Consider the following 25,450-nt stretch of genomic DNA (forward strand, 5'->3'; position numbering starts at 1 on the left):
GTCATCGCCCCATACCCAGCACCACGGCGCCCCCGGTCATGCCCGCGCCGGCCGCGGAAAGCAGCAGCTTTTCGCCCGGCCTGAACGGTTCGGCCTGATGGGCGAGCGACAGCGACAGCGCGATCGTGGCCGCCGAGGAATTGCCGTAATCCTTGATGCTGCGCACGGTTTTTGCTGCATTGAGCCCGAGTTCGGCCGCGACGGCATCGAAGATGCGGGCATTGGCCTGATGTGGCACGAAACGATCGATGTCCGCGGCCGTCAGCTCCGCGCGCGCCATGGCCCGTTCGGCGCTGCGGCTCATCATGTGTATCGCCTGCGAGAACACCGCCTTGCCGTCGCGCATGGTCATCAGGAAGTCCTGCGGGGCGATATCCGGGGCGAAGGGGCGATTGCTGCCGCCGGCCGGAACGGAAATCAGGTCGTATTGGCTGCCGTCGGAGGCAAGGTCGATGCCGAGGAGGCCGGTCTCTTCGTCGCGCGAAGGGCCGAGCACGAGGGCTCCCGCGGCATCGGCGAACACCACGGCGCTGGCGCGTTCTTGCGGATTGATGCGGCGGCTGAGGATGTTGGCGGCCACCACCAAGACGGCCTTCTCCTGGGTTCGCACGAAACCGTCTGCCAAAGTGAGGGCATAGAGGAAGCCCGAGCAGGCGCCGGCGAGATCGATGGCGCCCGTTTTCGGCAGCCCCAACCGATGCGCCAGCAGAGGCGCCGAGGGCGGCAGCAGATGATCGGGCGTCGAGGTCGCGAGCAGGACGAGCCCCACCGCATCGGGCGCAATGCCGGCATCCGCCAGGGCTGCGGCACCGGCCCCGGCGGCTAGGCCGCTCAGCGTGTCCCCGGCGCCAGCCCAATGGCGATGGCGGATACCCGTCCGCCGCTCGATCCATCCGGCCTCCAGGCCGAGGCTCGCCTCGATCTCGGCATTGCCGACCCGGCGTTCCGGGACGTGATGGCCGAAGCCGAGCACGCGGCTCGAACGGCAGCGGGTCATCGGCCGTCGCCGGCGACCAGGTCCACCGCCTCGTCGATGGTCGCATAGGCGCGGTCGAGATCGTCCGGCGTGACGCAATAGGGCGTCATCAGATAGATCACATTGCCGAGCGGGCGGATGAGCAGGCCGCGCGCCTTGAAGAAGGTGCGCAGCCGCGGCCCTGCATCGGAAAGATAGCCACTGGAGGGGGCATTGATCTCCATGACCGCGATGGTGCCGCATTGCCGGAGGTCGGCAAAACGCGGATCGCCCCGAAAACGCTTCAGGCGGCGGCCGTGTCCGGCGGCCAGGGTGGCGATACGTTCGGCAACCGGCTCGGAACGCCAGATGTCGAGATTGGCGCATGCCGCCGCGCAGGCAATGGGATTGGCGGTATAGGAACTGGAGTGGAAGAAGGTGTGGCTGCGGTCATCCGACAGGTGCGCCTCGAAGATCTCCGCCGTGCACAGGGTTGCGGCAAGCGGCACCGCACCGCCCGTGAGGCCCTTGGACAGACAGAGGATGTCGGGCGTGATGCCGGCCTGCTGGCAGGCGAAGAGCGAACCGGTGCGGCCCCAGCCTGTCATCACCTCGTCGGCGATCAGGAGGACGCCGTGCCCCTCTGCGATCCGTTTCAGTTCGGCGAGAACCCAGGGGGCATAGATGCGCATGCCCCCGGCGCCCAGCACCAAAGGCTCGATCAACAGGGCGGCGATATCGCCTTGCCGACAGAGGCGTTCGAAAGCATCGAGCGTGCTTTGTTCCTGCCCGGCGGCGGGAAAGGGCAGGCTGTCGACCGAGAACAGCAAGGGGCCATAGGCCGCATTGAAGACCCCGCGTTCGCCGGCCGACATCGTGCCGATGGTGTCGCCGTGATAGCTGTGCTCCATCACCACGATGCGGGAACGGGGCATGCCGCGATTGTGGAAGAAGCCGAGCGCCATCTTCAAGGCGACCTCGACGGAGGTCGAGCCGCTGTCGGAATAGAAGACATGGGCGAGGCCGGACGGCGCGAGTTCGATGAGCCCTCTGGCGAGCGTTTCGGCCGGCTCATGGGTGTAGTCGGCGAAGATGATCTGGTCGAAGCGTTCGCTGGCCTCCCGGATCGCCTGCATGATGCCGGGATGCCGGTGGCCATGGGTGATCACCCACCACGAGGAGATCGCATCGAGCACGGCCTGCCCGTCCTCCTCATAGAGGAAAGCGCCTTCCGTGCGGGCGATCCGGCGCGTCACCGGATCGAGCCGATGCTGGGTGAAGGGATGCCAGACCGGCGAGGGCAGGGATTTCAGCATGAGGCAAGCCCCTTCTTGATAGTGGATAGGTCGATCCAGTTCGGGAAGCCGGCATGCAGTCCGTCGGCAGTCAGGGGATCGAGTTTCGGCAGCCGGCCCAGGCTCCGGACATTGCCGAGGTCGGCAATGATGGATTGACTGTCCGGCTGCTCGTCGCCGATGAAGACGAGGCCGAGGAGGGGAATATCCCGGCGACGCATGGCTTCGAGCGACAGCAGCGTGTGGTTGATGGTGCCGAGCGCCGTGCGGGCGCAGAGGATCGCCGGATAGCGCCAGCGCGCGAAGACGTCGGCGAACACGGTCCAGCGTGTCAGCGGGACCAGCAACCCACCGGCACCCTCTATGACGAGGGGGCTGGCGACCGGCGGCGGATTGAGCATATCGGGATCGAGTTCCATGCCGTCGATGGCAGCCGAGAGATGCGGCGAAGCCGGCGTGGCGAGCCGGTAGGTCTCGGGCAGGATGCGCTCTTGTGGAAGCTTGCCCAGGCGCTGCACCGTCTCGCTGTCGGTCTCCTCATCGAGGCCCGATTGCACCGGCTTCCAGTAGCTGGCGCCGAGGGCATGGCTGAGGCCGGCCGAGAACACCGTCTTGCCGATGCCGGTATCGGTGCCGGTGACGACGATGCGTGGATGAGCCTTACTGATCATGGCACAGCTCCCGGGAGCTTCGTTTCATCAATTGTCCACCATCACCATCGCGAGGTGCTCGACCATTTGGGCGATAACCTCCTCGTCGACATTGGCCGTGATGGAAATGCGCAGGCGTGCCGTGCCGGCCGGCACCGTCGGCGGGCGGATGGCCCGGATGTCGAAACCGGCCGCCTGCATCCGCTCGGCGATGGCGAGGCAGCGCTCATTGTCGCCGATGACGACGGGCAGGATCTGCGAGCCGCTGCCTGCGATGCCGAGCCGCTCGGCCAGGAGCCGGTTGGCGAAGGCGATCAGTGCCAGTTCCCGCTCGCGCCGTTCCGGTTCATCCGCCAGCGCGCGGAGCGCCTCCCGCACGAGTGCGGCCTGGAACGGCGAGGGCGCGGTGGCATAGATGAAGGGCGCGGCGTGATTGACCAGGACGTCGCAAAGCACCGCGCTGGCGCCGATGAGCGCCCCCGAGGAGCCGAGCGCCTTGCCGCAGGTATGCAGCACCACGACATTGTCACGCCCCTCCAGGGCGGCGGCAAAGCCGCGCCCACCGAGCCCGTGAACACCGGTGGCGTGGGCCTCGTCCACATAGAGGAAGCCATCGTGGGCATCGGCCAGCGCCATCAGTTCCGCCAGGGGCGCGATGTCGCCATCCATGGAATAGAGGCTCTCGACCACGATCCAGGGATGGCCGCTGCCGCCGCCCGCCCGCCAGGCACGGATGGCCTGTTCGACGGCGGCGACGTCATTATGCGGCACGGCCACCGCCCGCGCGCGGCCGGCGGCGATGCCGGCATGGGCGCTGGCATGGATGAGCGCGTCGTGGACGATGAGATCGCCGCGCTGCGGCAAGGTGGAGAGGGCGGCGAGATTGGCGGCGTAGCCGCCATTGAAATAAAGCATGCGCTCCGAACCGAAGAACCCGGCGGCTTCGACCTCCAGGGCTTCGTGCTCGGGATGGTTGCCGCGCAGCAGGCGCGAGCCGCCGGCACCGGCGGGCACGCCGCGATCGACGGCGGAGACGACGGCTTCGCGCAAGCGCGATGACGACGCCAGGCCCAGATAATCGTTGGAGGTGAAATCGACACCGCTTTGCGGCGCCAGGACGCGCCGCCGTCCCTTGCGCTCGAACTGGCGGAGCCTTGCCGCATAGCGCGCCAGCCGGGGCGGTTCGCCCGGCAATGCCACGCTCATGGCGCTTCCTCCATTGGCGCCGCCGTCAGGCCGAGGCGACGCATCAGGCTGGTGTCCTTGTCGTCGCCCGGGTTGGCGGCGGTGAGCAGCGTGTCGCCGACGAAGATAGAATTGGCGCCGGCGAAGAAACACAGCGCCTGCATCTCGTCGCTCATCGCCGTGCGGCCGGCGGTCAGGCGCACATGCGAGGCCGGCATCAGGATGCGGGCGAGGGCGATGATGCGGATGAACTCGATCGGATCGACCGGCGGGGCATCCGCCAGCCGGGTGCCGGGTACGGGGATGAGCATGTTGATCGGCACGCTCTCCGGCGCCTCGGGCAGGTTGGCCAGGGTTACCAGCATGTCGATGCGGTCATCGACCGCCTCGCCGAGACCGAGAATGCCGCCCGAGCAGACCTTGATGCCAGCTTCGCGGACATTGGCCAGCGTATCCAGCCGCTCGGCGAAGCTGCGGGTGGTGATCACCTCGGGGTAGAAGCGCTCGGAGGTATCGATATTGTGGTTGTAATAATCGAGGCCGGCCTCGGCGAGCGTCCCGGCCTGCTGGGGCGACAGCATGCCGAGCGTCATGCAGGTTTCCATGCCGAGCGCCTTCACGCCTTCCACCATGGCGACAAGCATGGCCATGTCGCGCTGCTTGGGGCCGCGCCAGGCCGCGCCCATGCAATAGCGCGTGGCACCGCCCGCCTTGGCCTGCCGCGCTTCCTCGATCACCCGCTGCACTTCCAAGAGTTTGGAAGCCTTCAGCCCGCTGTCGTGATGGGCGGACTGGCTGCAATAGCCGCAATCTTCCGGACAGCCGCCGGTCTTGATGCTGAGCAGCTTGCTGAGCTGGATGCGGTTGGGATCGAAATGCCGGCGGTGGACGGTCTGGGCACGGAACAGCAGGTCGTTGAACGGCAGGTCATAGATCGCACGCGCATCGGCACGGTTCCAGGCCAGGGGGATAGCGCTGTCAGCGCCCGAACCGAGGATACCCGCTGTGGTTTCACGGCTCTGAACTCTCGATACCTGATCGTGCATATCGTCTCCTCGCATGACCACTCACGGATCCCATGGGGGAGACGCGAGTCTGGGAAGGAGAGGCAGCCAAATACCGGGCGCCTCAAATTATAGATAAAATTTGAAATCTATCTATCTAAAATCATCATAAGGTTGCGAATAGAGGATGCATCTGTTTTTATCATAGATAATCTATGGAGCTGCCATGGCTGAAACCGTCGCCGAGCGCATCGCGCGCACCCTGGCCGAACGCATCGTGCGGGGAGAACTGGGGCCTGGCACCCCGCTCCGGCAGGACAGGATCGCGGCGGAGTTCGAGGCGAGCCATGTGCCCGCCCGCGAGGCCTTCCAGCTGCTGCGCGCCCAGGGGCTCGCCGTCAGTGAGCCCCGGCGCGGCATGCGGGTGGCACCGCTCGACCGCAAGGCGGCGCAGGAAATCGTCGAGATCCGGGCGAACCTTGAAGTGTTGGCCGTCAGCCAGGCCATTCCCTGGCTGAATGCGGTGAGCTTGGAGCGAATGGAGCAGGCTCTTCGGGCAGGCGACCGGGCCGAGACCATCGAGGAGTGGGAGTTGGCCAACCGCGCCTTCCACCGTGAGATCGTGGCGCCCTGCCGCATGCCCCGGCTGCTGGCCATGCTGGACGGACTGCAGCTAGCCAACTCACGCATCATCTTCGCCGCGACACGCACGGCCGGTTGGCGGCCCGGCACGAGTCACGCCCACCGGCAGATCCTCGATGCCCTGAGGCAGCGCGACGCCGGCCGCGCGGCCACCCTGCTGCAGTCACATATCCGCGGGCTGGAGCAGGTCAGGGGAGGCGGGTTGGTTTCCATGCCCTGACCGCCAGGCCATGACCCTCCCGTGCGGGCTCATAAAGCCGCAGGGTCTTGGCCGAGACGCCCAGCGCCGGTATGAATCACCCCTCGCTGGCTGACCATCCTCTTATCGAGACGGCCCCAAGGGCAAGGTCAAGCCTGCCGGCTCTCCATCACGCCGCGCCGTCTTCCTCGACCTTGAGGATGACGGCATCCTTGGCATCGACGGCTCGCCCGTCGCTGGTGCGGATCTCGAGCTGGATGGCCTGTCCGGTCTCGCGTTCCACCAGCCGCGAATGCGGCTCGCCGGGTGCGAACAGATGCGCCTCGCCGAACTTCCGCAGGGCGACCATCACCGGGAAGAGATCCCGGCCCATCTCGGTGAGGTGATATTCCTGGTGTGCGCCGCCATCCGTCGCCGGCACGGCCTTGAGAATGCCGCGGGCGATCAGCGTCTTCAGCCGTTCGGACAGGATGTTCTTGGCGATGCCGAGACTCTTCTGAAACTCGCCGAAGCGCGTCAGCCCGTCGAAAGCATCGCGCACGATCAGCAGCGACCACCAGTCGCCGATCACATCGAGCGATCGCGCGCTCGGACAATAGTCCCCGGTAAGGCTCTTGCGCTTGACCATCGTCTCGTTTGTTTCCGGATGCTTTCCCCAATTTCGGTTGCATCATAAAACCTCATCGCCTATGAGGCAATGGTTTCATTATTAAACCTATTTGAGGTGGAGTTGCCATGCCCTCGGACGTGGAATTGGGGTCCTCCTGCACTGCCGCATTGAAGGCCGGCGCGCCGCAGCCTTCCGCGCTGCTGTCCCGCTCTCTCATTCTGCTTTTTGCGGTGGCGAGCGGCCTTGCCGTCGCCAATGCCTATTTTGCCCACCCGTTGCTCGACGTCATGGCGGACGATCTCGGCCTGTCGCGTGCCACCGCCGGCCTCATCGTCGGCGCGACCCAGCTCGGTTATGGTATCGGTCTCATCCTGCTGGTGCCGATCGGGGATCTGGTCGACCGGCGCAAGCTGGTCATCGGGCAGTCGCTGCTGTCAGTGCTCGCTCTCGTCTCGATCGCCTTTGCTTCGAGCGCTGCCATGCTGCTCGCTTCGATGGTCGTGATGGGCCTGCTGGCCGTGGTCACCCAGGCTTTCGTCGCCTATGCCGCCAGCCTGGCACAGCCATCGGCACGCGGCGAGGTGGTCGGTATCGTCACCAGCGGCATCGTGCTCGGCATTCTTCTGGCCCGCACCGTCGCCGGCGCGCTCACCGATCTCTCCGGCTGGCGCACCGTCTATGTCGTCTCCGCAGCTGCCACGCTCGCCATCGTCCTGGCCTTGTGGAAGATGCTGCCGGCGCAACAGCGACCAGCGCAGCGCCTGGCATACCCCAAGCTGATCGCCTCTCTCTTCAGCCTGTTCGTGCAGGAGCCGGTGCTGCGGATCCGCGCCATTATCGCCATGCTGATCTTTGCCGACATCACCACGCTGCTGGCGCCGCTGGTGATGCCCCTGAGCGCGCCGCCCTTTTCCTTCTCGCACAGCGTGATCGGCCTGTTCGGCCTAGCCGGCGCTGCTGGAGCTCTCGGGGCGTCCTGGGCGGGACGCTGGACCGACAGGGGCCATGGGCAGCGCGTAACCGGAATCGCACTCGGCCTGATGCTGCTTGCCTGGCTGCCGATCGGATTATTGCCCTATTCAATCCTGTGGCTGGTCCTCGGCGTTCTCGTCATCGATTTCGGCCTCCAAGCCGTGCATGTCACCAATCAGGGCATGATCTACCGCATCAGGCCGGAGGCGCAGAGCCGGCTGACGGCCGCCTATATGGTGTTCTATTCGATCGGCAGTGCCGTCGGCTCGTCGTCCTCGACGATGGTCTATGCCTATGCCGGCTGGACCGGCGTCAGCCTGCTCGGCGCTGCCATTGCGGCGACCACCCTGGTGTTCTGGGCGGCAACCCTGCGGGCAACCCCCAGGGAGGCGACGCAGGCGATCAATGCCGCTGAGTAATGGTGCGCGATCGAGGGGTTCAGGCCGAATGGCGCCGCTTCAGCTTGCCAAGCAGCGACGTCATTTCCCTGAGGGCCTGCAACTCGCCGCTGTCCTGGGCAACGGCGCAGCCCCTATCCCAGACGGTGATCGCCTCCGGCGCATTGCCTGCCTTGGCATGGGCGGCACCGAGCTGCTTGTAGGCGGCGGCATAATCCGGTTTCAGGGCGATGGCTTGCGTGAGGTGCATGATGGCTCCGGCCGGGTCGCCTTGTTCCAGCCGGGCGCGGCCGAGCGTGAAGCGCGCAAGGGCATTGTCGCGGCCGGAGGCAATCTGCTGTTCGAGGCGGGCGATCAATCCGCCTGCGTCGGCCATGGCTGAGGCTCCTCGCTCGAGAGTGTCGGCCATCCCGAAAGCGGGGTCGGCCGGTGATATTGCCGCCGGTGCCAGAGCAGCGGGGTCGCCTCCTTCACCAGCTTCGTTTCGACAACCGCGCCGGCGATGACGAGATGCGTGGGGATCGACATGCTGCCGATCAATTCGCACTCGATGGAAGCGGCGGCCGAGGACAGGCGTGGGGCGCCGGATTTCCAGTTCTGCCAGTCACCGACGCTGAAGCGGTCTATGTCGCCGAACTTGCCGGCGAAGGCATCGGCGATGGTTTCCTGGTTGCTGGCGAGCATCGCCACGGAAAAGCGGCCGGTGGCAAGAATGAGCTCAGCCAGGCGGCATGTCCGATTGATCGAAACCAGAACGGAAGGCGGGTCTGCCGAAAGGGATAGCACGGCCGTTGCCGTACGCCCCTGGCGTTCGCCCTGCCAATGAGCGGCGACGACGCACACCGTCGCCGCCAGGTTCGACATCGCCTCGGCGAACTCCGACCGGTCGATGGGAGACCGCTGCGGCGATGTCCATGCCATCGGGGTGACGGGGGCGGAACGGTCGATCTCACGCATGATACCTTCTCCCGCTCTGCCCGACATGCCCCGGCCAGTGGTCAAAGCGCAGCCAGATTAGCTTCGGCGAATTCGTAATTGGCCAGCTTGTCGAGGAAGTTCGCGACGTAATCGGGGCGACGGTTGCGGAAGTCGACGTAATAGCTGTGCTCCCAGACGTCGAGGCCGAGCAGGGGCGTGCCTTCGCCGGTGGCGAGCGGATTGGAGCCGTTGGGCGTCTTGGTGACCTTCAGCTTGCCGTCCTTGCCCGCGACGAGCCAGGCCCAGCCCGATCCGAACTGCGTAGTCGCCGCGGTCTTGAAGGCTTCCTTGAAAGCCTCGGTGCCGCCGAAATCGGCATCGATCCTGGCCTGCAGCTTGCCGGGAATGCCGCCGCCATTCGGGCTGAGCGCCTGCCAGAAGTGAATATGGTTCCAATGCTGTCCGGCATTGTTGAACACCGGTGCCGCCTCCGGCCGGTCCTTGACCAGGGCGATGATCTCCTCAAGCGTCTTGCCCGCGAGCGCAGGATCCTTTTCCACGAAACCGTTCAGGGCCGTGACATAGGCCTGATGATGCTTGCCGTGGTGGAGCTCCAGCGTTTCCTGGCTCATGCCGCGTGCGGCGAGGGCATTGATGCCATAGGGCAGGGCGGGCAGCGTGAAGGCCATGGTCTTTCTCCATCCTTGAGGACCGCGCCCGCCATCCACGGACGCGCAATCCATTTTCAAAGTTTTTTCTTTGAAAAACGAAATGCCTCATATGTCAAGCCGACGGTTGGAAAATCACCAGGCTTCGCCTCGGCATGGCTTCGGAAGTCCGACGCGCAGTCTATTCGCCCGCATCACGCAGGGCTGTCCGGCAGCAGGCGCATTATGTCCTCGAATATCTCCTGCCATTCGGCTTCGGTCATCTGCACGAATTGAAAGCTGTGCAGGAAGAAGAGGCCCTCGGAGGCGAGAAAGGCGAGGCGCGCGTTGCGTCCTTCGGGAGAAGAGGGATCGATAGCCGTCAGATAACGGCGGTACCAGGCCCGGGTATCGGCCAGCTGGTCCGGGCTCTGGATCAGGGTTGCCAGCATGGCGGCCGAACGGGAAGCATCTTTTTCGTCCGTATGGCGATTGGCCTCGACATAGGCCCGCACCATGGCGAGAGGACCTGGCTGTTTGGCCGCGATCCGGGCGACCTCGGCGTCGAAACCTGCAGTCCAACGCTCCAGCATGGCTTTGAGCAGGCCGTCCTTGCTACCGAAGCAATATTGCACGCCGCCCTTGGTGATGCCCGCTTCCTTGGCAACCGCATCGATAGTCAGGCCGGCGGGGCCGGTGCGCGCCACCACGGCTTCGGCCGCATCGAGAACCTTGTTGCGATCGATGCTGCGGGGCCGGCCGAGGCCACTTCTCTCTTTTGTTTCCATACGTATGTATTTATATTGACCGGGTGGGGTGGGCAAGCGGTCCGCTTTGCGCGGACAAGTTTCATTCAACGCTGAACTCGATCATGGCATATCACAATCGCTGGCTGGTTCTCGCAATCGTTTCGAGTGCCCTGTTCCTCATCGTCGTCGACCTGACCGTGCTCTACACGGCGTTGCCGCGGCTGACCCATGACCTGGCGGCGACCGCCTCCGAAAAGCTCTGGATCCTCAATGCCTATCCACTGGTCGTCGCCGGCCTGCTGCCGGGCTGCGGCACGCTGTGCGATCGCATCGGCGCCAAGCGCCTGTTCATGGCCGGCCTGATCGCCTTCGGGGCGGCCTCGCTGCTGGCGGCCTTCGCACCCGGTTCGGCCGTGCTGATCGCCGCCCGCGGCTTGCTGGCCGTCGGCGCGGCTATGATGATGCCTGCCACCCTTGCCATCATTCGCCTCACCTTTTCCAGCGAGAAGGAGAGGGCCTTCGCCATCGGTGTCTGGGCAGCCGTTGCCTCGAGCGGCGCGGCTTTCGGACCCGTGCTCGGCGGCCTGCTGCTCGAATTCTTCTGGTGGGGTTCGGTCTTCCTGATCAACGTTCCCGTGGTGATCGGAGCGTGGCTAGCGGCTTGGCTTGTGCTGGAAAACCGTCCGAGCCGTGCCACCCATCCTTGGGACCTCGTCGGCTCGCTGCAGATCATGGTCGGACTGATCGCCGCGGCCTATGCCATCAAGGAAGTGGGCAAGCGTTCGCCGAGCTGGGAGGCCGCCCTCGCGGCTGGGCTCCTTGCCGCTCTGGCATTCTTCCTTTTCAGGCGGCGGCAGCGCCGGAGCGAGATGCCGCTGATCGATTTCGGCCTGTTCCGCAATCCCGAATTCGCCGCGGGCGTCATCGTCGCCACCGTATCATCGGCGGCCCTGATCGGCGTGGAACTGGTGTTCAGCCAGCATCTGCAACTGGTGCGGGGTCTGTCGCCGCTGCAGGCAGGCCTGCTGCTGCTTCCCGTTCCCCTGGCATCGATCGTGGCGGGGCCATTGGCGGGCCTCGCTCTGCCGCGACTCGGGACCCGTCACGTGCTGTGGATGTCGCTGACACTGGCGGGTGGCGGTCTCGCCGCCTTCCTGCTGACACATGATGGAACGGCGGCGCTCTGGCTGACGGCGCTGAGCGCCATGGGGTTCGGCGTCGGGGCGTCGATGTCGGCCGCGTCCAGTGCGATCATGGTCAATGCGCCGGAGGAGCGGGCCGGCATGGCCGCCTCGATCGAGGAGGTTTCCTACGAACTCGGCGGCGCGCTCGGCGTGGCCGTGATGGGCACCATCATGTCGGCGATCTACACGGCAATGCTGGTGCTGCCGTCCGACTTGCCGGTTGCCGGTGCGGTGCGCGACAGCCTGGACGAGGCCCTGCTCGCGGCCGAAGGACTCCCTTCGCCCTCGGCCGACACGCTGGTGCGGCTGGCACGCGCGGCTTTCGAGCAGGCCTTTCTCGGCGTGATCGCCGTCTGCTCGCTGCTCTTCCTGCTGACGGCCCTCGTCGTCGGCCTGATGGGGCGCCGCCGGGATCGGATGGGTGACCGTCAACCGATCGGTTGACGATCAGGCCTGTTCTCCGGCTTCGCGGCGTCGACCTTCTGCTCGCGCAACTCGAACCACATGGCATTGAGAATGGCGAAGGAGCAGGCAAGGCCGACCCCGAGCATCCAGGAAAAGTACCACATGGACCGACCTCCTCAGTAGGCGTTGGGATTGCGGCCGATCGAGTCGGCCGTGACAGGGCCGCGCATCACGCGGAAGACCCAAGTGGTGTAGGCCAGGATCAGCGGCAGGAAGACCGCCGTCGCCAGCAGCATGACGAAGAGCGTCATGTGACTGGAGGACGCGTCCCACACGGTGAGGCTGACCTTGGGATCGAGCGAGCTCGGCAGCAGGAAGGGAAACAGCGCCAGGCCAGCCGTGGCGATGATGCCGATGATGCCGAGGCTGCTGCCGGCGATCGCGAGTTTACCCATGCGGGCCGACAGGCCGGCAAAAGCCACCAGCGGGCCAAGCAGGCCAAGGGTCGGCGCGGTCCACATCCAGCCGTGGCTATGGAAGTTGGCGAGCCAGCGCCCCGTTTCGAGCGCGACCGACTTGCCGAGCGGATTGGATGGCCCGAGCGGGTCCTGCTGGCTGGTGACGACATAGCCGTCTATGCCATAAGCGATCCACACACCGCCGAGGGCGAACAGCGCCAGGGTTGCCAGCGCGGCAAGACGGCCATAAGAGCGCGCTCGCTCCGTCATCGGCCCCTGCGTGCGGGCCGAAATCACGGTCGCGCCATGGGTGACCAGCATGGCGAGGCTGACCAGCCCGGCGAGCAGCGGGAAGGGCCTCAGGAGACCGAAGAAGGTGCCGCTATAGGACGGGCGTAGCGTGGCGTCGAGGCCGAAGGGCACGCCCAGCAGCACATTGCCGACGGCGACCCCGAAGATCAGGGCGGGCACGAAACCGCCGAGGAACAGGGCGCAATCCCACAAAGTGCGCCAGCGCGGGTCCTGGAGTTTGCCGCGGAACTTGAAACCGACGGGCCGCAGGATCAAGGCCAGCAAGATGGCGATCATTGCCAGATAGAAGCCGGAAAAGGACGTGGCATAGAGCGCCGGCCAGGCTGCGAAAATCGCGCCGCCGCCCAGGATCAGCCAGACCTGGTTGCCTTCCCAGGTCGGCCCCATCAGGTTGATGAGGATGCGGCGTTCCTCGTCGGTGCGGGCGGCAAAGGGCAGCAGGGCCCCGATGCCGAGGTCATAGCCATCCATGATGGCAAAGCCGATCAGGAGCACGCCCAGCAGGGCCCACCAGATCAGGCGCAGGGTTTCATAGTCGAGAGGGATCGTGTTCATGATTGCGTATCCTGATCTGGCTCAGCGCGGCGCGCGGGCGAAGGCGGGCTCGGGCAGGGGGCCTGCGCCCGCCGGCGCTTCGTCCAGTACGCTATGTTCGGACGGTCCCTTGCGGATGGCCTTCACCATCAGGAAGACCATGACGATGAGCAGGCTCGTATAGAGCGCCAGGAAGAAACCGAGGCTGATGACGAGATCGGTCAGGGTGAGGCCGGAGGCGGCGTAGAAGGTCGGCAGCACGCCCTCGATCGCCCAGGGTTGCCGGCCATATTCGGCGACCAGCCAGCCCGCTTCGATCGCCACCCAAGGCAGGGGCAGACTCCACAAGGCCACACGCAGGAAGGCCCGGTTCTCGCCGAGGCGGTGCCGGCAGCTCATCAGGAAGGCGAGGCCGAAGAAGGCGATGAAATAAAAGCCCAGTGCCACCATGACCCGGAAGCTCCAGAACAAGGGCGCAACGCCGGGTACGGTATCCAACGCCGCGCGCTGGATTTCCTCCGGCGTGGCGTTCTGGATATCGGGGCGGTAGCGCTTGAGCAGCAGGGCATAGCCGAGATCCGGCCATTGCTTGGCGAAGGCCTCACGGGCTGCCTTGTCGTTCGGGTCCTTGCGGATGGCGTCGAGGCTGGCCGAAGCCTGGATGCCGTTGCGGATGCGGAGTTCCGCATGCTCGACCAGAGGCCGGATACCCGGCAATTCCTTGTTCAGGCTGCGGGTGGTGATCAGGCCCAGTACCCAGGGCACCTTGACCTCGTAGCGGTTGCCGTCCTTGCCGGGCAGGGCGAAGAGCGTGAGGCCGGCCGGTGCGGGTTCGGTCTCCCACATGGCCTCGATGGCGGCGATCTTCATCTTCTGGTGCTCGGTGGCGACATAGCCGCTCTCGTCCCCCAGGACGACGACCGACAGGGCCGAGGCGAGGCCGAAGCTCGCCGCTACCACCATGGAGCGGCGGGCGAGCTCGCGGTGGCGTCCGCGCAGCAGGAAGAAGGCGCTGATCGCCATCACGAACATCGAACCGGCGACATAGCCGGCGCTGACCGTGTGCACGAACTTGGCCTGGGCGACCGGATTGAAGATGACCGCGACGAAATCGGTGATCTCCATACGCATCGTGTCGGGATTGAAGACCGAGCCGACCGGGTTCTGCATCCAGCCATTGGCGATCAGGATCCACAGGGCCGAGAAATTCGCGCCCAGTGCGACCAGCCAGGTAACGGCCAGATGCGCCACCTTCGACAGACGGTCCCAGCCGAAGAAGAACAGGCCGATGAAGGTCGCCTCCAGGAAGAACGCCATCAGGCCTTCGATCGCGAGCGGCGCACCGAAGACATCGCCGACATAGTGGCTGTAATAGCTCCAGTTCATGCCGAACTGGAATTCCATCACGATGCCGGTGGCGACGCCCATGGCGAAGTTGATGCCGAACAGCGTGCCCCAGAACAGCGTCATGCGACGCCAGATCGGGTTGCCGCTCATCACATAGACGCTCTCCATGATGGCCATCAGGAAGGAAAGGCCGAGCGTCAAGGGCACGAAGATGAAGTGATACATGGCTGTCGCTGCAAATTGCAGTCGCGACAGATCGACGATGGTGAAATCAATCATAGACGCCAAACCCGGTCCAATACTGGCATTGCGCCAGTTTCAAGTTTCTCTAAACGGGCAGCCCGCGTCGGGCATTGATCGAAATCAATGCCCCGAGCTGCCCACGGCGGCTAAAGATGGTGGAGATTGTGCTTCGGTCGGTTTTGCTTTTTCAAGACAAAATCTAAGGTGTGCAACACTTTGTGCAAGAAGAGCGATAGATAACTGGCGTCATTGGTAAACTATCGAAGTCAATATTGCTTGGAAGTTCAAATGAGGGGCGCGTGCAACAGGTGAGCGAGACATCCACCCCGGGGATCGCAGGAGGGGCGAGCGGGCAAGGTCGTTCCACGCTCACCAGCCTCGCGCGCAGTGCAGGGCGAGGACTGGCGATCGCGACCATACTGCCGCTCGCCTCCGGGGCCCTCCTGGTCGCTCAGGCCTACCTGCTGGCTTCGGTGCTGCATCGGGCCGTGGTGGAGGGCGAGAGCGTTGTCGCGCTGGCCGGTCCGATAACCTGGATTGCCATGCTGATCGTCTTGAGGCTGGGCCTGGCAGCTCTGGGAGAGCAGGCGGGCATCACTGCCGCCGAGAGCATCAAATTCAATTTGCGCAACCGGCTTGCCGCGAAATTGTCGGCAAGCTCGATCGAGTGGTCGGCATCCCGCTCATCCGGCGCCTTGAGCGCGGCGGTCGTCGACCAGGTCGAGGTGCTTGACGGCTTCTTCGCCCGCTTCCTGCCCGCGAGCATACAGGCGACCGTGCTGCCGCTGGCTTTTGCCGCCGCGGTCCTGCCGGTCGACTGGCTGGTCGGGCTGCTGTTCCTGCTGACGGCACCGCTCATTCCCCTGTTCATGGCGCTGGTCGGCTGGGGAGCGGAGGCGGCGACCAGGGCCCAGGCCGATGCGCTCGCGCGGCTGTCCGGGCATTTCGCCGATCGCCTGCGCGGCATGACCACGCTGAAGCTGTTCGGGCGTGCCGAGTTCGAGACCCGCGACGTCGAACGGGCGAGCGAGGATCTGCGCCGCCGGACCCTGCGGGTGCTGCGCATCGCCTTCCTGTCCTCCGCCGTGCTGGAGTTCTTCGCGGCCCTCGGCGTAGCCGGCGTGGCGCTCTATGTGGGCCTGACCTATCTCGGGTTTGTGGACCTGCGCGGCTCCTCCCTCACATTGCAGGCCGGTCTGTTCTGCCTGCTGATGGCGCCGGAGGTCTATCAGCCGCTGCGCCTGCTCGCCGCCCATTACCACGACAGGGCTTCCGCCAAGGCAGCCATCGCCGAGATCGAGACGCGCTTCGCAGGTTCGCCGGAAGCCGGTGCCGCCGCTGAGCGATCCGTTCATCTTCCCATGTCGTCCGGCGGGCTGCCGCTCCGGGTCGAGCACCTGACCATCCAGGTGCCCGAGACCGACCGCGTCCTGCTCGACGATGTCTCGTTGGAGATCGGCGCCGGCCGGCATCTGGCGCTGTTCGGCGAAAGCGGCATCGGCAAGTCGAGCTTGCTGGAAACACTGGCTCGCCTCAGGCCGGGAGACGGCATCCATATCGCCGGATTCGACCTCGCAACGATCGACGAAGCCAGCCTGCGGGCGGGCGTCGCCTTCATCAGCCAGCGCTCGCGCCTCTTTCATGGCTCGATCGCCGACAATATCCGGCTGGGCAAGCCTTCCGCCTCGGCCGCGGAAATCGCGCGCGCGGCGGAGCAGGCATGCGTTCGGGATTTTGCCTCGAAACTGCCGGAGGGGCTCGACGCCCCGGTCGGGGAAGGCGGCGTCGGCCTGTCGGGCGGGGAGGGACATCGCGTGGCGCTGGCCCGTCTGTTCTTGCGCGATCCCGGTCTGATTCTCCTGGACGAGCCGACCGCGCATCTGGATGCCGCCACGCAGGCTCGCGTGCTCGACGCGCTGCTCGATTTCGCAAAAGGGCGCACCATGATCGTCGCGACCCATTCGCCCGCCGTGGCCGCCCGGCTGAATGAAGCCTGGCGGCTGGCCGGCGGCAAGCTGCTGCCGATGCCCCATCCCCAGGCCGGCAGGCTGCAGAAACAGCCGAGGTGGACCGCATGACCGCCTTGCTGTCCTTCTGGCCGCTGTTTCGCCAGCATGTCGGCCGCATGGGATTGGCGCTGACCTTGTCCGTGCTCACCCTTGCCGCCGGCGTGGCCTTGCTCTGGGTCTCGGGCTGGTTCCTGACGGCGGCGGCTCTCACCACCGCGGCGGCGAGCTTCAATCTGTTCGGTCCGTCCTCCCTGATCCGGGGCCTGTCCCTGGTGCGGATCCTTTCGCGCTATGGCGAAAGGCTGGTCGGGCACGACGCGACCTTGCGCCTTCTGTCCGCTCTCAGGGGCTGGCTGTTCGCGCGCCTGTTTCCCCGCATTCCCCTGCCTTCGCGCGATCTCAGGCATGGCGATCTCGTCAGCAGGCTCACGGCCGACGTCGATACGCTCGACACGGTCTTCCTGACGGCGTTCGGCCCCATCCTCACGGCCTTGCTGATCGGGACCGCCATGACGGCCGGGCTTTTCGTTCTGCTGCCGGCCGCCGCTCCCATTTACGCAACGGCGATCATCCTCGCTCTTGCCGGCGTTCCGGCCGTGCTGATCCTGTTCTCGCACCGGCTGGGTGCGGACCTGGTGGAAGCCTCCGCCGCGCTGCGTATCGCCATGCTGGATCGCATCGATGGCCATGCCGATCTGGTCGCTTTCGGGGCGGTCGCGGCCGCGAGACAGGAATTCGAGGCAGCCGCCAGGCGGCTCGCCCGCGCCCGGCGTCGCTCGGCGCGGGCCGGCCTGGCGGCCGCAGCGGCCGTCCAGCTTCTGGCCGGGCTCGCCCTTGTCGGCGTGCTCTGGTGCGGCATCGACGCTCTGGGGCGGGCCGAGATCGGCGGTCCTCTGCTCGTCGGGCTGCTGCTTGCGGTGCTCGCCAGTTTCGAGGCGACGGCCATGCTGGTGCGCAGCGTCGCCAAATTCGGTGCCGCCTTGGCGGCGGCCGAGCGGGTACGGGCGATTGCGCAGATGGCGCCGGCGATCAACGATCCCCAACGGCCGGTTACGCTGCCGGGCGGCACGCTTGCCGTAAACCGGGTGACGTTCGGCTTCGATCCGGCGCGGCCGGTGCTGCGCGACCTCAGCCTCACCATCGCAGCCGGCGAACGCGTGGCGATCGTTGGCGAGAGCGGCAGCGGCAAATCGACCCTGCTCGCCTTGCTGCTCAGGCTGCACGATCCCCAAGCCGGATCGATCGCCATGGGCGGCACGGATATCCGCACCGTGCGCCAGGCCGATCTGCATGCGCGGATCGCCCTGCTGAGCCAATCCTCCCCCGTCTTTCTGGGGTCGGTGCGCGACAATTTGCTGATCGGCAGGCCGGAGGCGAGCGACGCCGAACTCTGGTCGGCGCTGGAGGCCGCACGGATCGCCGATTTCATACGGAGCCTCCCCGAAGGGCTCGATGCCTTCGTCGGAGAAGCCGGGCGCACTCTGTCCGTGGGGCAGGCACGGCGGCTCTGCCTCGCCCGTGTCCTGCTGTCACCGGCCGAAATCCTGGTCTTCGATGAGCCGACTACCGGCCTCGATCGTACCATGGAGGCGGATTTTCTCGCCGATCTCGCAGTCGCCGCCAAGGGACGCAGCGTCATCCTCGCCACCCATGCTGAGATCCCGGCGGGAGCGTGCGACAGGGTGCTCACGCTCGCCGACGGTCGCCTGGTACCGATGTCACTAGCAGGCGGTTGACCGCAACTGCTCAGGCTGTATGCCGATGCCGGCAATGTCGGCGAGCCGGTCCTCGTGCAGAATTTCCACCAGATGGGCGTCCGGCAGCCGGATCAGGCCCTGCATCTTCAGCCTGGTGAAGCAGCGACTGACGGTCTCGATGGTCAGGCCGAGATGGTCGGCGATATCGGTACGCGACATGGCCAGCTGCAGCGCCCGTCCACCGCGGGGCTGGCGATTGGCCCGGGCATCGAGCATGAGCAGGAAGCCGGCCAGCTTTTCGAGCGGCGCCAGCCGGCCGAGCATGAGCTGACTGTCGTGGGCCTGGCGCAAGGCCGCCCTGGTCATGCGATGGAGCCGGTCCCGCAGGCTCGGAAATTCGCCCATCAGCAGCTCGATCTGGCGGATGGGAAAGGAGCACAGTTGGGAGGCGACGACGGCTTCTGCCGATTGGGAATGGACGTGGTCGTCGACCAGGCCGAGATAGTCGCCCGGCAGCAGGAAACCGGTGATCTGGCGCCTGCCGTCCGGCAGATCGGTGAAGAGCCGCAGCATGCCGGATGTCAGGCTATAGACCTTGCGGCAGGGATCGCCCTGGCGCAGCAGCGTCTGGTTGGGCTGGAGCGCCGTCGGGCTCATGATGCCTTCGAGACGATGAAGATCGTCGTCGGCCATGGCCGCGCAGAGAGCCTGATGCCGAACGTCGCACTCGCGGCAGGCTCCGCAGGCCTTGCGGACAAGCGTGAGAGAAGAGCGGAAACCGGCTGCTGCGCCCATGATGGAACCAATCGCGTTGCGACCACGTCCTTGGGGTAGCAGGCGGGTGGAAACCGGGCGACTGGACATTTCGTCCAGTGGGACCACCCGTCAACCGCCGCCGAGGCCGGCATCGCGACCGCGCACTGGTCGCATGCGACAGCCTGCCTCATCCGGGTCGCCGAGGCGATCGAGGACTGACACGTTTTTGCGATTTGGCTGAATCGCCAAGAGGCGTAAAGACAGCTCGAAGCAAGGGGCCAGAGCTGCGAGGCGTTTTCATTGAAAACCCCGTTTTGCTCCAGAAAGGATCAGGCGTCATGGCCGATACACTCATCCGGGGCGCACGCATCATCGACGGCACGGGAGCGCCCTGGTATCGCGGCGATGTACTGATTTCGGGCGGTGCCATCGTCCGCATCGGCCAGGACCTCAAGGCCGACAACGGCACCGCGGTCGTCGATGCGGCTGAGCGCTATCTCGCACCAGGCTTCATCGACGCCCATTGCCATGACGACCTTATCTTCCTGCGCGAGCGGGACCGGCCGGAAAAGGCGTTGCAGGGCGTCACCAGCATCGTTGTCGGCAATTGTTCCTTCTCGCTCTATCCGGCGGTTCCGGCGTCGCGCGAAAACCTGCGGCTGCATTTTTCCGGCCTGCTCGGCGAGACCCTGGATAGCGAGATCTTCGAGGACCTCGACGGATATCGCCGGGCACTGACGGGGGAGGGCATCGCGCTCAACCTGGTATCGCTGGTCGGCCACGCGGCGCTGCGCCTTGCCGTGATGGGGCACGATCGTCGCCCGGCCGGAGCGGCCGAGATCGAGGCGATGTGCACGCTGCTCGCCACCCAGCTCGACCAGGGGGCGGCGGGCCTTTCGCTCGGCCTCGTCTATCCCCCGAGCGCCTTCGCCGAAGAGGACGAGCTCTTTGCCCTTGGAAGCACCGTGCGCAGCCGCGGCAAGGTGCTGGCCGCCCATGTCCGTTCCTACGAGGCCGGGCTGCTGGACGCGATCCAGGAGTTCGGCGCTATTCTCAGGCATTCCGGCTCGGCCGGCCTGCTCTCGCATCTGCAATCGGCCGGGCGGCCGAACTGGGGGCAGATCCCGGCGGCGATCGAAGTGCTCGAAGGCATGCGCTGCGAAGGCATCGACATCAGCTTCGACATGTATCCCTATCCGGCCGGCAGCACCTGGCTCCTGCAATTGCTGCCGCCTGCCGCCATGGATGGCGGGCTCGACGGCCTCAAGGCCCGCCTGCGCAATCCCGAGCAATTGGCGGTTTTGCGCGAATGGGTCGAACAGGGCGGCCCGGCCTTCCACGGCCAGAGCAAGGTATCGCTGATCGGTTGGGGCAATGTCCGCCTGTCGGCGGTCGGCACCGCCGAGCTCAAGCATCTGGAAGGCCTCGACATGGAAAAGGCGGCCGGGCAGCTCGGCGTCACGCCTTTCGACCTGATGCTGCGTTTCATCGAGGAGGATGACGGCCAGACCGGCATCATCCTGTTCCAGCTCGACGAAGACGATCTGCACGCAGCCTGCTGCCACCGGCTTTACATGGCGGGCTCCGATGGCCTGCCTCGGCCAGGCTCCAAGCCGCATCCGCGCGCCTTCGGCACCTTTCCGCGCATCGCCGGGCCGCTCAGGCGCGAGAAGAACTGGTTCAGCCTGGAAGATGCTGTGCGTCGCATGACTTCGGTCGCAGCGCAGCGTTTCCAGCTCGGCGACCGCGGTTTGGTGCGTCCGGGCCTTGCCGCCGACCTCGTGCTGTTCGAGGACGCCATCACCGATCGGGCGACCTTCGAGAACTCGACTCAGTTGCCGACCGGCATCTCCCATGTCTGGGTGAACGGAGGCGCTGTGGTGGCCGAGGGCCGTCAGACAGGCGAACGGCCGGGCAGGGTGCTTTAAACGCAAGCCGCCCGGCGACGCCGCTCCTGCTCTATGTCCGCGCCGATCGCTGCAGAAGTGGCGGACATAGGAGATAGAGCAGGGCGCCCGCCAGCCAGGCCCAGCCATTCCAGCTGGTTAGGGAAGCCGCATAGATCGCGGTAAAGAGCAGCGGGCCGATGATAGACGTCAGGCTGGTAAGGGCGGACAGCGACCCCTGCAACTGGCCCTGCCTGCCTTCTCCGGCCTCCCGCGACAGCATTGCCTGCAAAGCGGGGGCGCCGATGCCTCCAGCCGCCAGCGGAACCATGATGACGAAGGCCATCCAGCCTTGCGAGGCGAAGGCCAGCAGCACATAGCCGAGCGCGTCGGCAGACATGCCGAGAATGACGGCTCGGTGTTCCCCGAGCCGCCGCGCCAGGGGACCCGTCACGACTCCTTGCGCGACGGCATGGAGAATGCCGAAGACAGCCAAAGAAAGTCCGACGGCATCCGTATCCCAGTGGAAACGGTTTTCGCCGAAAAGGACCCAGATCGAGCCGGGCACCTGGCCGACCAGCTGCATGACGAAGAACACCGCCATCAAGGCCATCACCGCCGGCAAGCCACGCACCCAGCGGAAAGAGGCAATGGGATTAAGGGCAGCCCGGGAGAGCGGACGGCGCTCGCCTCGATGGGTTTCCGGGAGAAACAGCAGGGCGAGCAGGCCGTTCAGGCCATTCAGGGCGGCAGCCATGAGGAAGGGGGCGTGCGGGGAAAGGCCGCCGAGCAGGCCGCCGAGGGCGGGTCCGCCGACGAGGCCAAGCCCGAAGAATGCGCTCATCAGGCCGAAACGCCGCGCACGCTGTTCTTCCGGCGTGATGTCGGCGATCGCCGCGCCGGCCACGGCCGCCGTCGCGCTGGTGATGCCGGCGAGGGCGCGCCCGACATAGAGGATCCACAGAACCGGCGCTGTCGCCATGATGGCGTAGTCGATGGCCGCGCCGGCCAGCGAAGCCAGCAGCACCGGACGGCGGCCGAACCGGTCCGACAGGGCGCCGAGGGCTGGCGCGCACAGGAACTGCATCAGGGCATAGGTCGCCAGCAGCACGCCGTAATGTCCGGCCACCGCATCGGCATGGACGAGATTGCGCAAGAGCTCGGGTAAGACGGGCATGACCAGGCCAATGCCGACGGCATCGAGGGCCACGACGCCGAGTATGAGCGGGAGAGCAAATCTGGTTGTCATCGGCGCACCCCGGTCCATTCGATCATAATTTATCATTGATAAGCGGAACCATAGAACTTATCACCGATAAATAGTCAAGCCGGCCGCGATGGATCCGGCTTACTGAATCGGGATCGGTGAGGTAGTTCTGCATGGCCGCATCGCCGGGGCCGGAGGCCGGCGCCTTCTCGAGGCGATGCCGGGGAAGGACGTTATGGCGAAACTGCAGCGCGAAAAGGTCATCCGAGCCGCACTGGATCTCTTGAACGAGGTCGGCGTCGACGGCCTGACCACCCGCAGGCTGGCCGACCATCTCGGCGTGCAGCAGCCAGCCCTCTATTGGCATTTCAAGAACAAGCGGGCTCTGCTCGATGCCCTGGCCCATGCCATGCTCGCCGAACGGCACACGCATGCGGTGCCGAAGCCGGGTGAAGATTGGTGTTCTTTCGTCACCAACAATGCCCGCAGTTTCAGGCGGGCCCTGCTTTCCTATCGGGACGGCGCACGCATCCATGCCGGCACCAGGCCCAGCGGTGCGGAAACCGCAAATGCCGAGGCGCAATTGCGCTGCCTGACCGAGGCGGGGTTCACCATGGCCGACACCACCTACGCGCTGATGACCATCAGCTATTTCGTAGTCGGTTCGGTGATGGAGCAACAATCGGCGCAAGCGGATGGAGTCGAGCGCGGCGAGACGCGTTCCGCGGCCGCGGTGTCGCCCCTGCTGGCTGAGGCGATGGAGACCTTCGACCGGGATGGGTCCGAGGTGGCGTTCGAACGGGGATTGAGCTTCATCATTGCCGGCATGAGGGAGAGATTGCAGCGATGAATGCGATCGAGCAGGGACGTGCCTTGCGCAGGCTGCGCATGCTGAAAGGCATCAAGCAGAGCCATCTGGCCGAACTGTTCGGCGTGGACCAGGCCAGCATTTCCCGTTGGGAAAGAGGCATCATGCCGCTCGGGCAGGATCGTTGGGTGGCGGTCCTGGGTCTTCTTGCCGCTACGCCGGTTCCGGCGGAAGATGCCGCCTTGAAGCGCCTGGTGGCATCGTCGACCGCCAAGGTCCATCTCATCTGCGACCATAGCCATTGCCTTCTGGCGGCGTCCCTGCCGCGGCAGGCGGAATGGCATGTCGATCTGCCCGAACTGCTCGGCAGGTCGCTGCTCCCCTATGCCTCTGATGAAATCCTGGCGGCAGAGGAGAGGCTTGCTGCCCGGGGCTGGCATGAAGGCTACCTGGCGTCGCTGACGCTGGAGACGGGCGCCAATGGCGATCCCGTCCTGCCGATCGAGCCGAGCCGTGTGCTGTGGGAACGCGTGAGGCTGGCGGACGGCAGCGCCGGGCGGCTGGTCACCACCGTCACCTGATCGGCGCCTGCATATTTTATGCGTGGCCGGCGCAGCTTGCGATCGTTAGTCGTCGGTGCCGGATGCCAATAGCGGATAGTTCACCATGACGATTTTGGTAACGGGCAGTGCCGGACATCTGGGCGAGGGTCTGATGCGCACCTTGCGGGCGGCGGGCCGGCCTGCCATCGGCCTCGACCTCAAGGGCTCGCCCTTCACCGATATTGTCGGCTCGATCGGTGATCGCACATTTGTGGAGCGCCACCTGCCGGGCGTGCGCACGGTTCTCCACGCGGCGACGCTGCACAAGCCGCATGTGGCCACCCACGGCTACCAGGACTTTCTCGACGTCAATGTCCAGGGGACGCTGGTGCTGCTCGAGGCGGCCGCTGCCGCCGGCGTGGAAGCCTTCGTCTTCACCAGCACGACCAGCGCTTTCGGCTCTGCCCTGACGCCAGCGGCGGGTGAACCGGCCGCCTGGGTCACCGAGGACGTAACTCCGATCCCGAAGAACATCTATGGCGCCAGCAAGATCGCGGCGGAGACCTTGTGCGAGCTTTTCGCCCGCCGCCATCGCCTGCCGGTCATCGTGCTGCGCACTTCGCGCTTCTTCCCGGAAGCCGACGACGATCCCGAGATGAGACAGCGCTACGGCACGGACAATGCCCAGGCCAACGAACTGCTCAACCGCCGCTGCGACATCCAGGACGTGGTCGACGCCCATCTGGCGGCGGCGGACAGGGCGCCCTCGCTCGGTTTCGGCCGCTACATCATCTCTGCAACCACGCCGTTCGGCCCGGGCGACTGCGCGGCGCTGCGGACGACCGCACCGGCGCTCGTGCACCGTCTGTTTCCCGATTGCGCCGAACTCTATGCCGCCAAGGGTTGGAGCTTGTTTCCGCAGTTGGATCGCATTTACGTCAATGCTCGGGCACGGGCCGAACTCGGCTGGCGCCCGCGCTATGATTTCCGGCATATGCTCGACTGCCTGCGCGAGGGGCAGGATTTCCGCAGCTCCCTTGCAGGTCTGGTCGGCAGCAAGGGCTATCACGACACAGTGTTCTCGGAAGGGCCTTATCCGGTTCACGATTGATGGCCGGACAGGCAGGTTTTCCGGAAGCGCCGATGACCGCGCCTCTGGAAGAACGCTTCTGCCGGGGAACTACAGGCCGGCGAGCCAGGCCTTGGTCTGCTGGACATCCGCCTGCGTCAAGCCATGGCCGGCCGGCAACGTCTCGTGGCGCACGGAGGCTCCGCGTTCCCTGAGAACATCGGCCAGTGCGCCGGCGTTGGCGGCAGGCACGATTGGATCGGCGGCTCCGGAGAGCATCAGCACCGGCTTGCCGCCCAGTTCCGCCGGTGGCGGCGAGCGCAGGGGAGTCATCGGCCTGAGAAGCACCGCGCCGGCCAGGGCCTGCGGATGCAGCAACAGGAGCGCAGCGGCGATATTGGCGCCATTGGAAAAGCCCAAAGCGACGGGTGCCCCGAGGCCATAAGCCTCACTTGCCTCGGCAATGAAGCCAGCCAGGTCGGAGGCCCGCCGGCGCAGGTCCTCTTCATCGAACACACCTTCGCTCAGTCGCCGGAAGAAGCGGGGCATGCCGTTTTCCAGCACCTTGCCGCGCGGAGAAATGAGGGCCCGGCCGGGAGCGACCAGTTCGCCGAGGCCGATGAGATCGTTTTCGTCGCCGCCCGTCCCGTGCAGGAGCAGGAGAGGGGGGTGCTGCCTGTCCTGTCCGGGAACGAAGCGGTGGATATGCGATAAGTTGGATGTCGTCGTCATGATGATTGTCTCCTCGGATCGAGGGTGGTGGGAACTT

General features: G+C 65.8%; 25 protein-coding genes. 9 read left to right on the forward strand and 16 right to left on the reverse strand.

Annotated elements, in window-relative coordinates; translation table 11 throughout:
- Position 1: 1 nt before the first annotated feature.
- The 5 genes from C5L14_RS15925 to bioB are packed head-to-tail and all read right to left on the reverse strand — an operon-like array spanning position 2 to position 5,131.
- Entirely contained in the window at positions 2 to 997 is a 996-nt protein-coding gene (locus C5L14_RS15925; RefSeq protein ID WP_105863013.1) for a beta-ketoacyl-ACP synthase III, read from the reverse strand.
- Positions 994 to 2,271, reverse strand: a complete 1,278-nt coding sequence (locus tag C5L14_RS15930) for an adenosylmethionine--8-amino-7-oxononanoate transaminase (RefSeq protein WP_105863014.1) — start codon at positions 2,269 to 2,271, stop codon at positions 994 to 996. Before C5L14_RS15930 ends, C5L14_RS15925 begins: the two co-directional genes overlap by 4 nt.
- A complete protein-coding gene (gene bioD, locus C5L14_RS15935; RefSeq protein ID WP_105863015.1) occupies positions 2,265 to 2,921 on the reverse strand; it encodes a dethiobiotin synthase in 657 nt (218 codons plus the stop codon). The genes C5L14_RS15930 and bioD overlap by 7 nt, the downstream gene beginning before the upstream one ends.
- Before the next feature lie 27 nt (positions 2,922 to 2,948).
- Positions 2,949 to 4,106, reverse strand: coding sequence for an 8-amino-7-oxononanoate synthase (locus tag C5L14_RS15940; protein ID WP_105863016.1), 1,158 nt, complete (start codon positions 4,104 to 4,106; stop codon positions 2,949 to 2,951).
- Positions 4,103 to 5,131, reverse strand: a complete 1,029-nt coding sequence (gene bioB, locus C5L14_RS15945; RefSeq protein WP_105863017.1) for a biotin synthase BioB — start codon at positions 5,129 to 5,131, stop codon at positions 4,103 to 4,105. Before bioB ends, C5L14_RS15940 begins: the two co-directional genes overlap by 4 nt.
- 184 nt (positions 5,132 to 5,315) lie before the next feature.
- On the opposite strand from bioB, the gene C5L14_RS15950 reads away from it, so the two are divergent.
- Entirely contained in the window at positions 5,316 to 5,951 is a 636-nt protein-coding gene (locus C5L14_RS15950; protein ID WP_105863018.1) for a GntR family transcriptional regulator, read from the forward strand.
- 148 nt (positions 5,952 to 6,099) lie between these two features.
- Here C5L14_RS15950 and C5L14_RS15955 read toward each other — a convergent pair whose 3' ends face one another.
- Complete coding sequence (locus C5L14_RS15955) at positions 6,100 to 6,558, reverse strand: winged helix-turn-helix transcriptional regulator (RefSeq protein ID WP_105863019.1); 459 nt, start codon at positions 6,556 to 6,558, stop codon at positions 6,100 to 6,102.
- A 107-nt stretch (positions 6,559 to 6,665) separates the two neighbouring features.
- On the opposite strand from C5L14_RS15955, the gene C5L14_RS15960 reads away from it, so the two are divergent.
- The gene (locus tag C5L14_RS15960) at positions 6,666 to 7,931 is read left to right on the forward strand and encodes an MFS transporter (protein WP_105863020.1); all 1,266 of its coding nucleotides are present in this window, start codon (positions 6,666 to 6,668) and stop codon (positions 7,929 to 7,931) included.
- 19 nt (positions 7,932 to 7,950) lie between these two features.
- Here the strand turns inward: C5L14_RS15960 and C5L14_RS15965 are convergent, their stop codons facing one another.
- From C5L14_RS15965 to C5L14_RS15980, 4 genes are all read right to left on the reverse strand, one after another.
- Positions 7,951 to 8,286, reverse strand: a complete 336-nt coding sequence (locus C5L14_RS15965; protein ID WP_181161197.1) for a tetratricopeptide repeat protein — start codon at positions 8,284 to 8,286, stop codon at positions 7,951 to 7,953.
- The gene (locus C5L14_RS15970; protein ID WP_245443405.1) at positions 8,265 to 8,867 is read right to left on the reverse strand and encodes a flavin reductase family protein; all 603 of its coding nucleotides are present in this window, start codon (positions 8,865 to 8,867) and stop codon (positions 8,265 to 8,267) included. The genes C5L14_RS15965 and C5L14_RS15970 overlap by 22 nt, the downstream gene beginning before the upstream one ends.
- A 41-nt stretch (positions 8,868 to 8,908) precedes the next feature.
- The gene (locus C5L14_RS15975) at positions 8,909 to 9,517 is read right to left on the reverse strand and encodes a superoxide dismutase (RefSeq protein ID WP_105863022.1); all 609 of its coding nucleotides are present in this window, start codon (positions 9,515 to 9,517) and stop codon (positions 8,909 to 8,911) included.
- Positions 9,518 to 9,690: 173 nt separating this feature from the next.
- Positions 9,691 to 10,263 (reverse strand): TetR/AcrR family transcriptional regulator, encoded by a 573-nt coding sequence (locus C5L14_RS15980; protein ID WP_105863023.1) that lies wholly within the window; start codon positions 10,261 to 10,263, stop codon positions 9,691 to 9,693.
- Positions 10,264 to 10,346: 83 nt separating this feature from the next.
- Between C5L14_RS15980 and C5L14_RS15985 the strand changes: the two genes are divergently transcribed.
- Entirely contained in the window at positions 10,347 to 11,852 is a 1,506-nt protein-coding gene (locus C5L14_RS15985) for an MFS transporter (protein WP_105863024.1), read from the forward strand.
- Here the strand turns inward: C5L14_RS15985 and cydX are convergent.
- Genes cydX through C5L14_RS16000 form a run of 3 tightly spaced genes read right to left on the reverse strand, consistent with a single transcriptional unit; the run spans position 11,837 to position 14,743 of the window.
- Complete coding sequence (gene cydX / locus C5L14_RS15990) at positions 11,837 to 11,977, reverse strand: cytochrome bd-I oxidase subunit CydX (RefSeq protein ID WP_105863025.1); 141 nt, start codon at positions 11,975 to 11,977, stop codon at positions 11,837 to 11,839. The genes C5L14_RS15985 and cydX overlap by 16 nt on opposite strands.
- Positions 11,978 to 11,989: 12 nt before the next feature.
- Positions 11,990 to 13,138, reverse strand: coding sequence for a cytochrome d ubiquinol oxidase subunit II (gene cydB, locus C5L14_RS15995; protein WP_105863026.1), 1,149 nt, complete (start codon positions 13,136 to 13,138; stop codon positions 11,990 to 11,992).
- 21 nt (positions 13,139 to 13,159) lie between these two features.
- Positions 13,160 to 14,743 (reverse strand): cytochrome ubiquinol oxidase subunit I, encoded by a 1,584-nt coding sequence (locus tag C5L14_RS16000; RefSeq protein ID WP_105863027.1) that lies wholly within the window; start codon positions 14,741 to 14,743, stop codon positions 13,160 to 13,162.
- A gap of 272 nt (positions 14,744 to 15,015) precedes the next feature.
- Between C5L14_RS16000 and cydD the strand changes: the two genes are divergently transcribed.
- Positions 15,016 to 16,785: a thiol reductant ABC exporter subunit CydD gene (cydD, locus tag C5L14_RS16005; RefSeq protein WP_105863249.1), complete on the forward strand. Its 1,770-nt coding sequence runs from the start codon at positions 15,016 to 15,018 to the stop codon at positions 16,783 to 16,785.
- Positions 16,782 to 18,452, forward strand: a complete 1,671-nt coding sequence (gene cydC, locus C5L14_RS16010) for a thiol reductant ABC exporter subunit CydC (RefSeq protein ID WP_105863028.1) — start codon at positions 16,782 to 16,784, stop codon at positions 18,450 to 18,452. Before cydD ends, cydC begins: the two co-directional genes overlap by 4 nt.
- Here the strand turns inward: cydC and C5L14_RS16015 are convergent.
- The gene (locus C5L14_RS16015) at positions 18,438 to 19,208 is read right to left on the reverse strand and encodes a Crp/Fnr family transcriptional regulator (protein ID WP_105863029.1); all 771 of its coding nucleotides are present in this window, start codon (positions 19,206 to 19,208) and stop codon (positions 18,438 to 18,440) included. The two genes, cydC and C5L14_RS16015, sit on opposite strands and share 15 nt — an antisense overlap.
- 299 nt (positions 19,209 to 19,507) lie before the next feature.
- Between C5L14_RS16015 and C5L14_RS16020 the strand changes: the two genes are divergently transcribed.
- Positions 19,508 to 21,097 (forward strand): N-acyl-D-amino-acid deacylase family protein, encoded by a 1,590-nt coding sequence (locus C5L14_RS16020; RefSeq protein ID WP_105863030.1) that lies wholly within the window; start codon positions 19,508 to 19,510, stop codon positions 21,095 to 21,097.
- A gap of 31 nt (positions 21,098 to 21,128) precedes the next feature.
- On the opposite strand, the gene tet is transcribed toward C5L14_RS16020, so the two are convergent.
- Positions 21,129 to 22,304, reverse strand: a complete 1,176-nt coding sequence (gene tet, locus C5L14_RS16025) for a Tet(A)/Tet(B)/Tet(C) family tetracycline efflux MFS transporter (protein WP_105863250.1) — start codon at positions 22,302 to 22,304, stop codon at positions 21,129 to 21,131.
- Between the two features lie 193 nt (positions 22,305 to 22,497).
- Here tet and tetR point away from each other — a divergent pair, with 193 nt between their 5' ends.
- From tetR to C5L14_RS16040, 3 genes are all read left to right on the forward strand, one after another.
- Positions 22,498 to 23,112 (forward strand): tetracycline resistance transcriptional repressor TetR, encoded by a 615-nt coding sequence (tetR, locus tag C5L14_RS16030; protein ID WP_105863031.1) that lies wholly within the window; start codon positions 22,498 to 22,500, stop codon positions 23,110 to 23,112.
- Entirely contained in the window at positions 23,109 to 23,651 is a 543-nt protein-coding gene (locus C5L14_RS16035; protein ID WP_105863032.1) for a helix-turn-helix domain-containing protein, read from the forward strand. Before tetR ends, C5L14_RS16035 begins: the two co-directional genes overlap by 4 nt.
- 85 nt (positions 23,652 to 23,736) lie before the next feature.
- Complete coding sequence (locus C5L14_RS16040) at positions 23,737 to 24,723, forward strand: NAD-dependent epimerase/dehydratase family protein (RefSeq protein WP_105863033.1); 987 nt, start codon at positions 23,737 to 23,739, stop codon at positions 24,721 to 24,723.
- A 69-nt stretch (positions 24,724 to 24,792) separates the two neighbouring features.
- Here C5L14_RS16040 and C5L14_RS16045 read toward each other — a convergent pair whose 3' ends face one another.
- Positions 24,793 to 25,413 carry an alpha/beta hydrolase gene (locus tag C5L14_RS16045; protein WP_105863034.1) on the reverse strand — a complete coding sequence of 207 codons (621 nt, stop codon included), beginning with the start codon at positions 25,411 to 25,413 and terminating at the stop codon, positions 24,793 to 24,795.
- Positions 25,414 to 25,450 lie beyond the last annotated feature (37 nt).

It is taken from the genome of Labrys okinawensis (assembly GCF_002982075.1).
Lineage (GTDB): Bacteria > Pseudomonadota > Alphaproteobacteria > Rhizobiales > Labraceae > Labrys > Labrys okinawensis_A.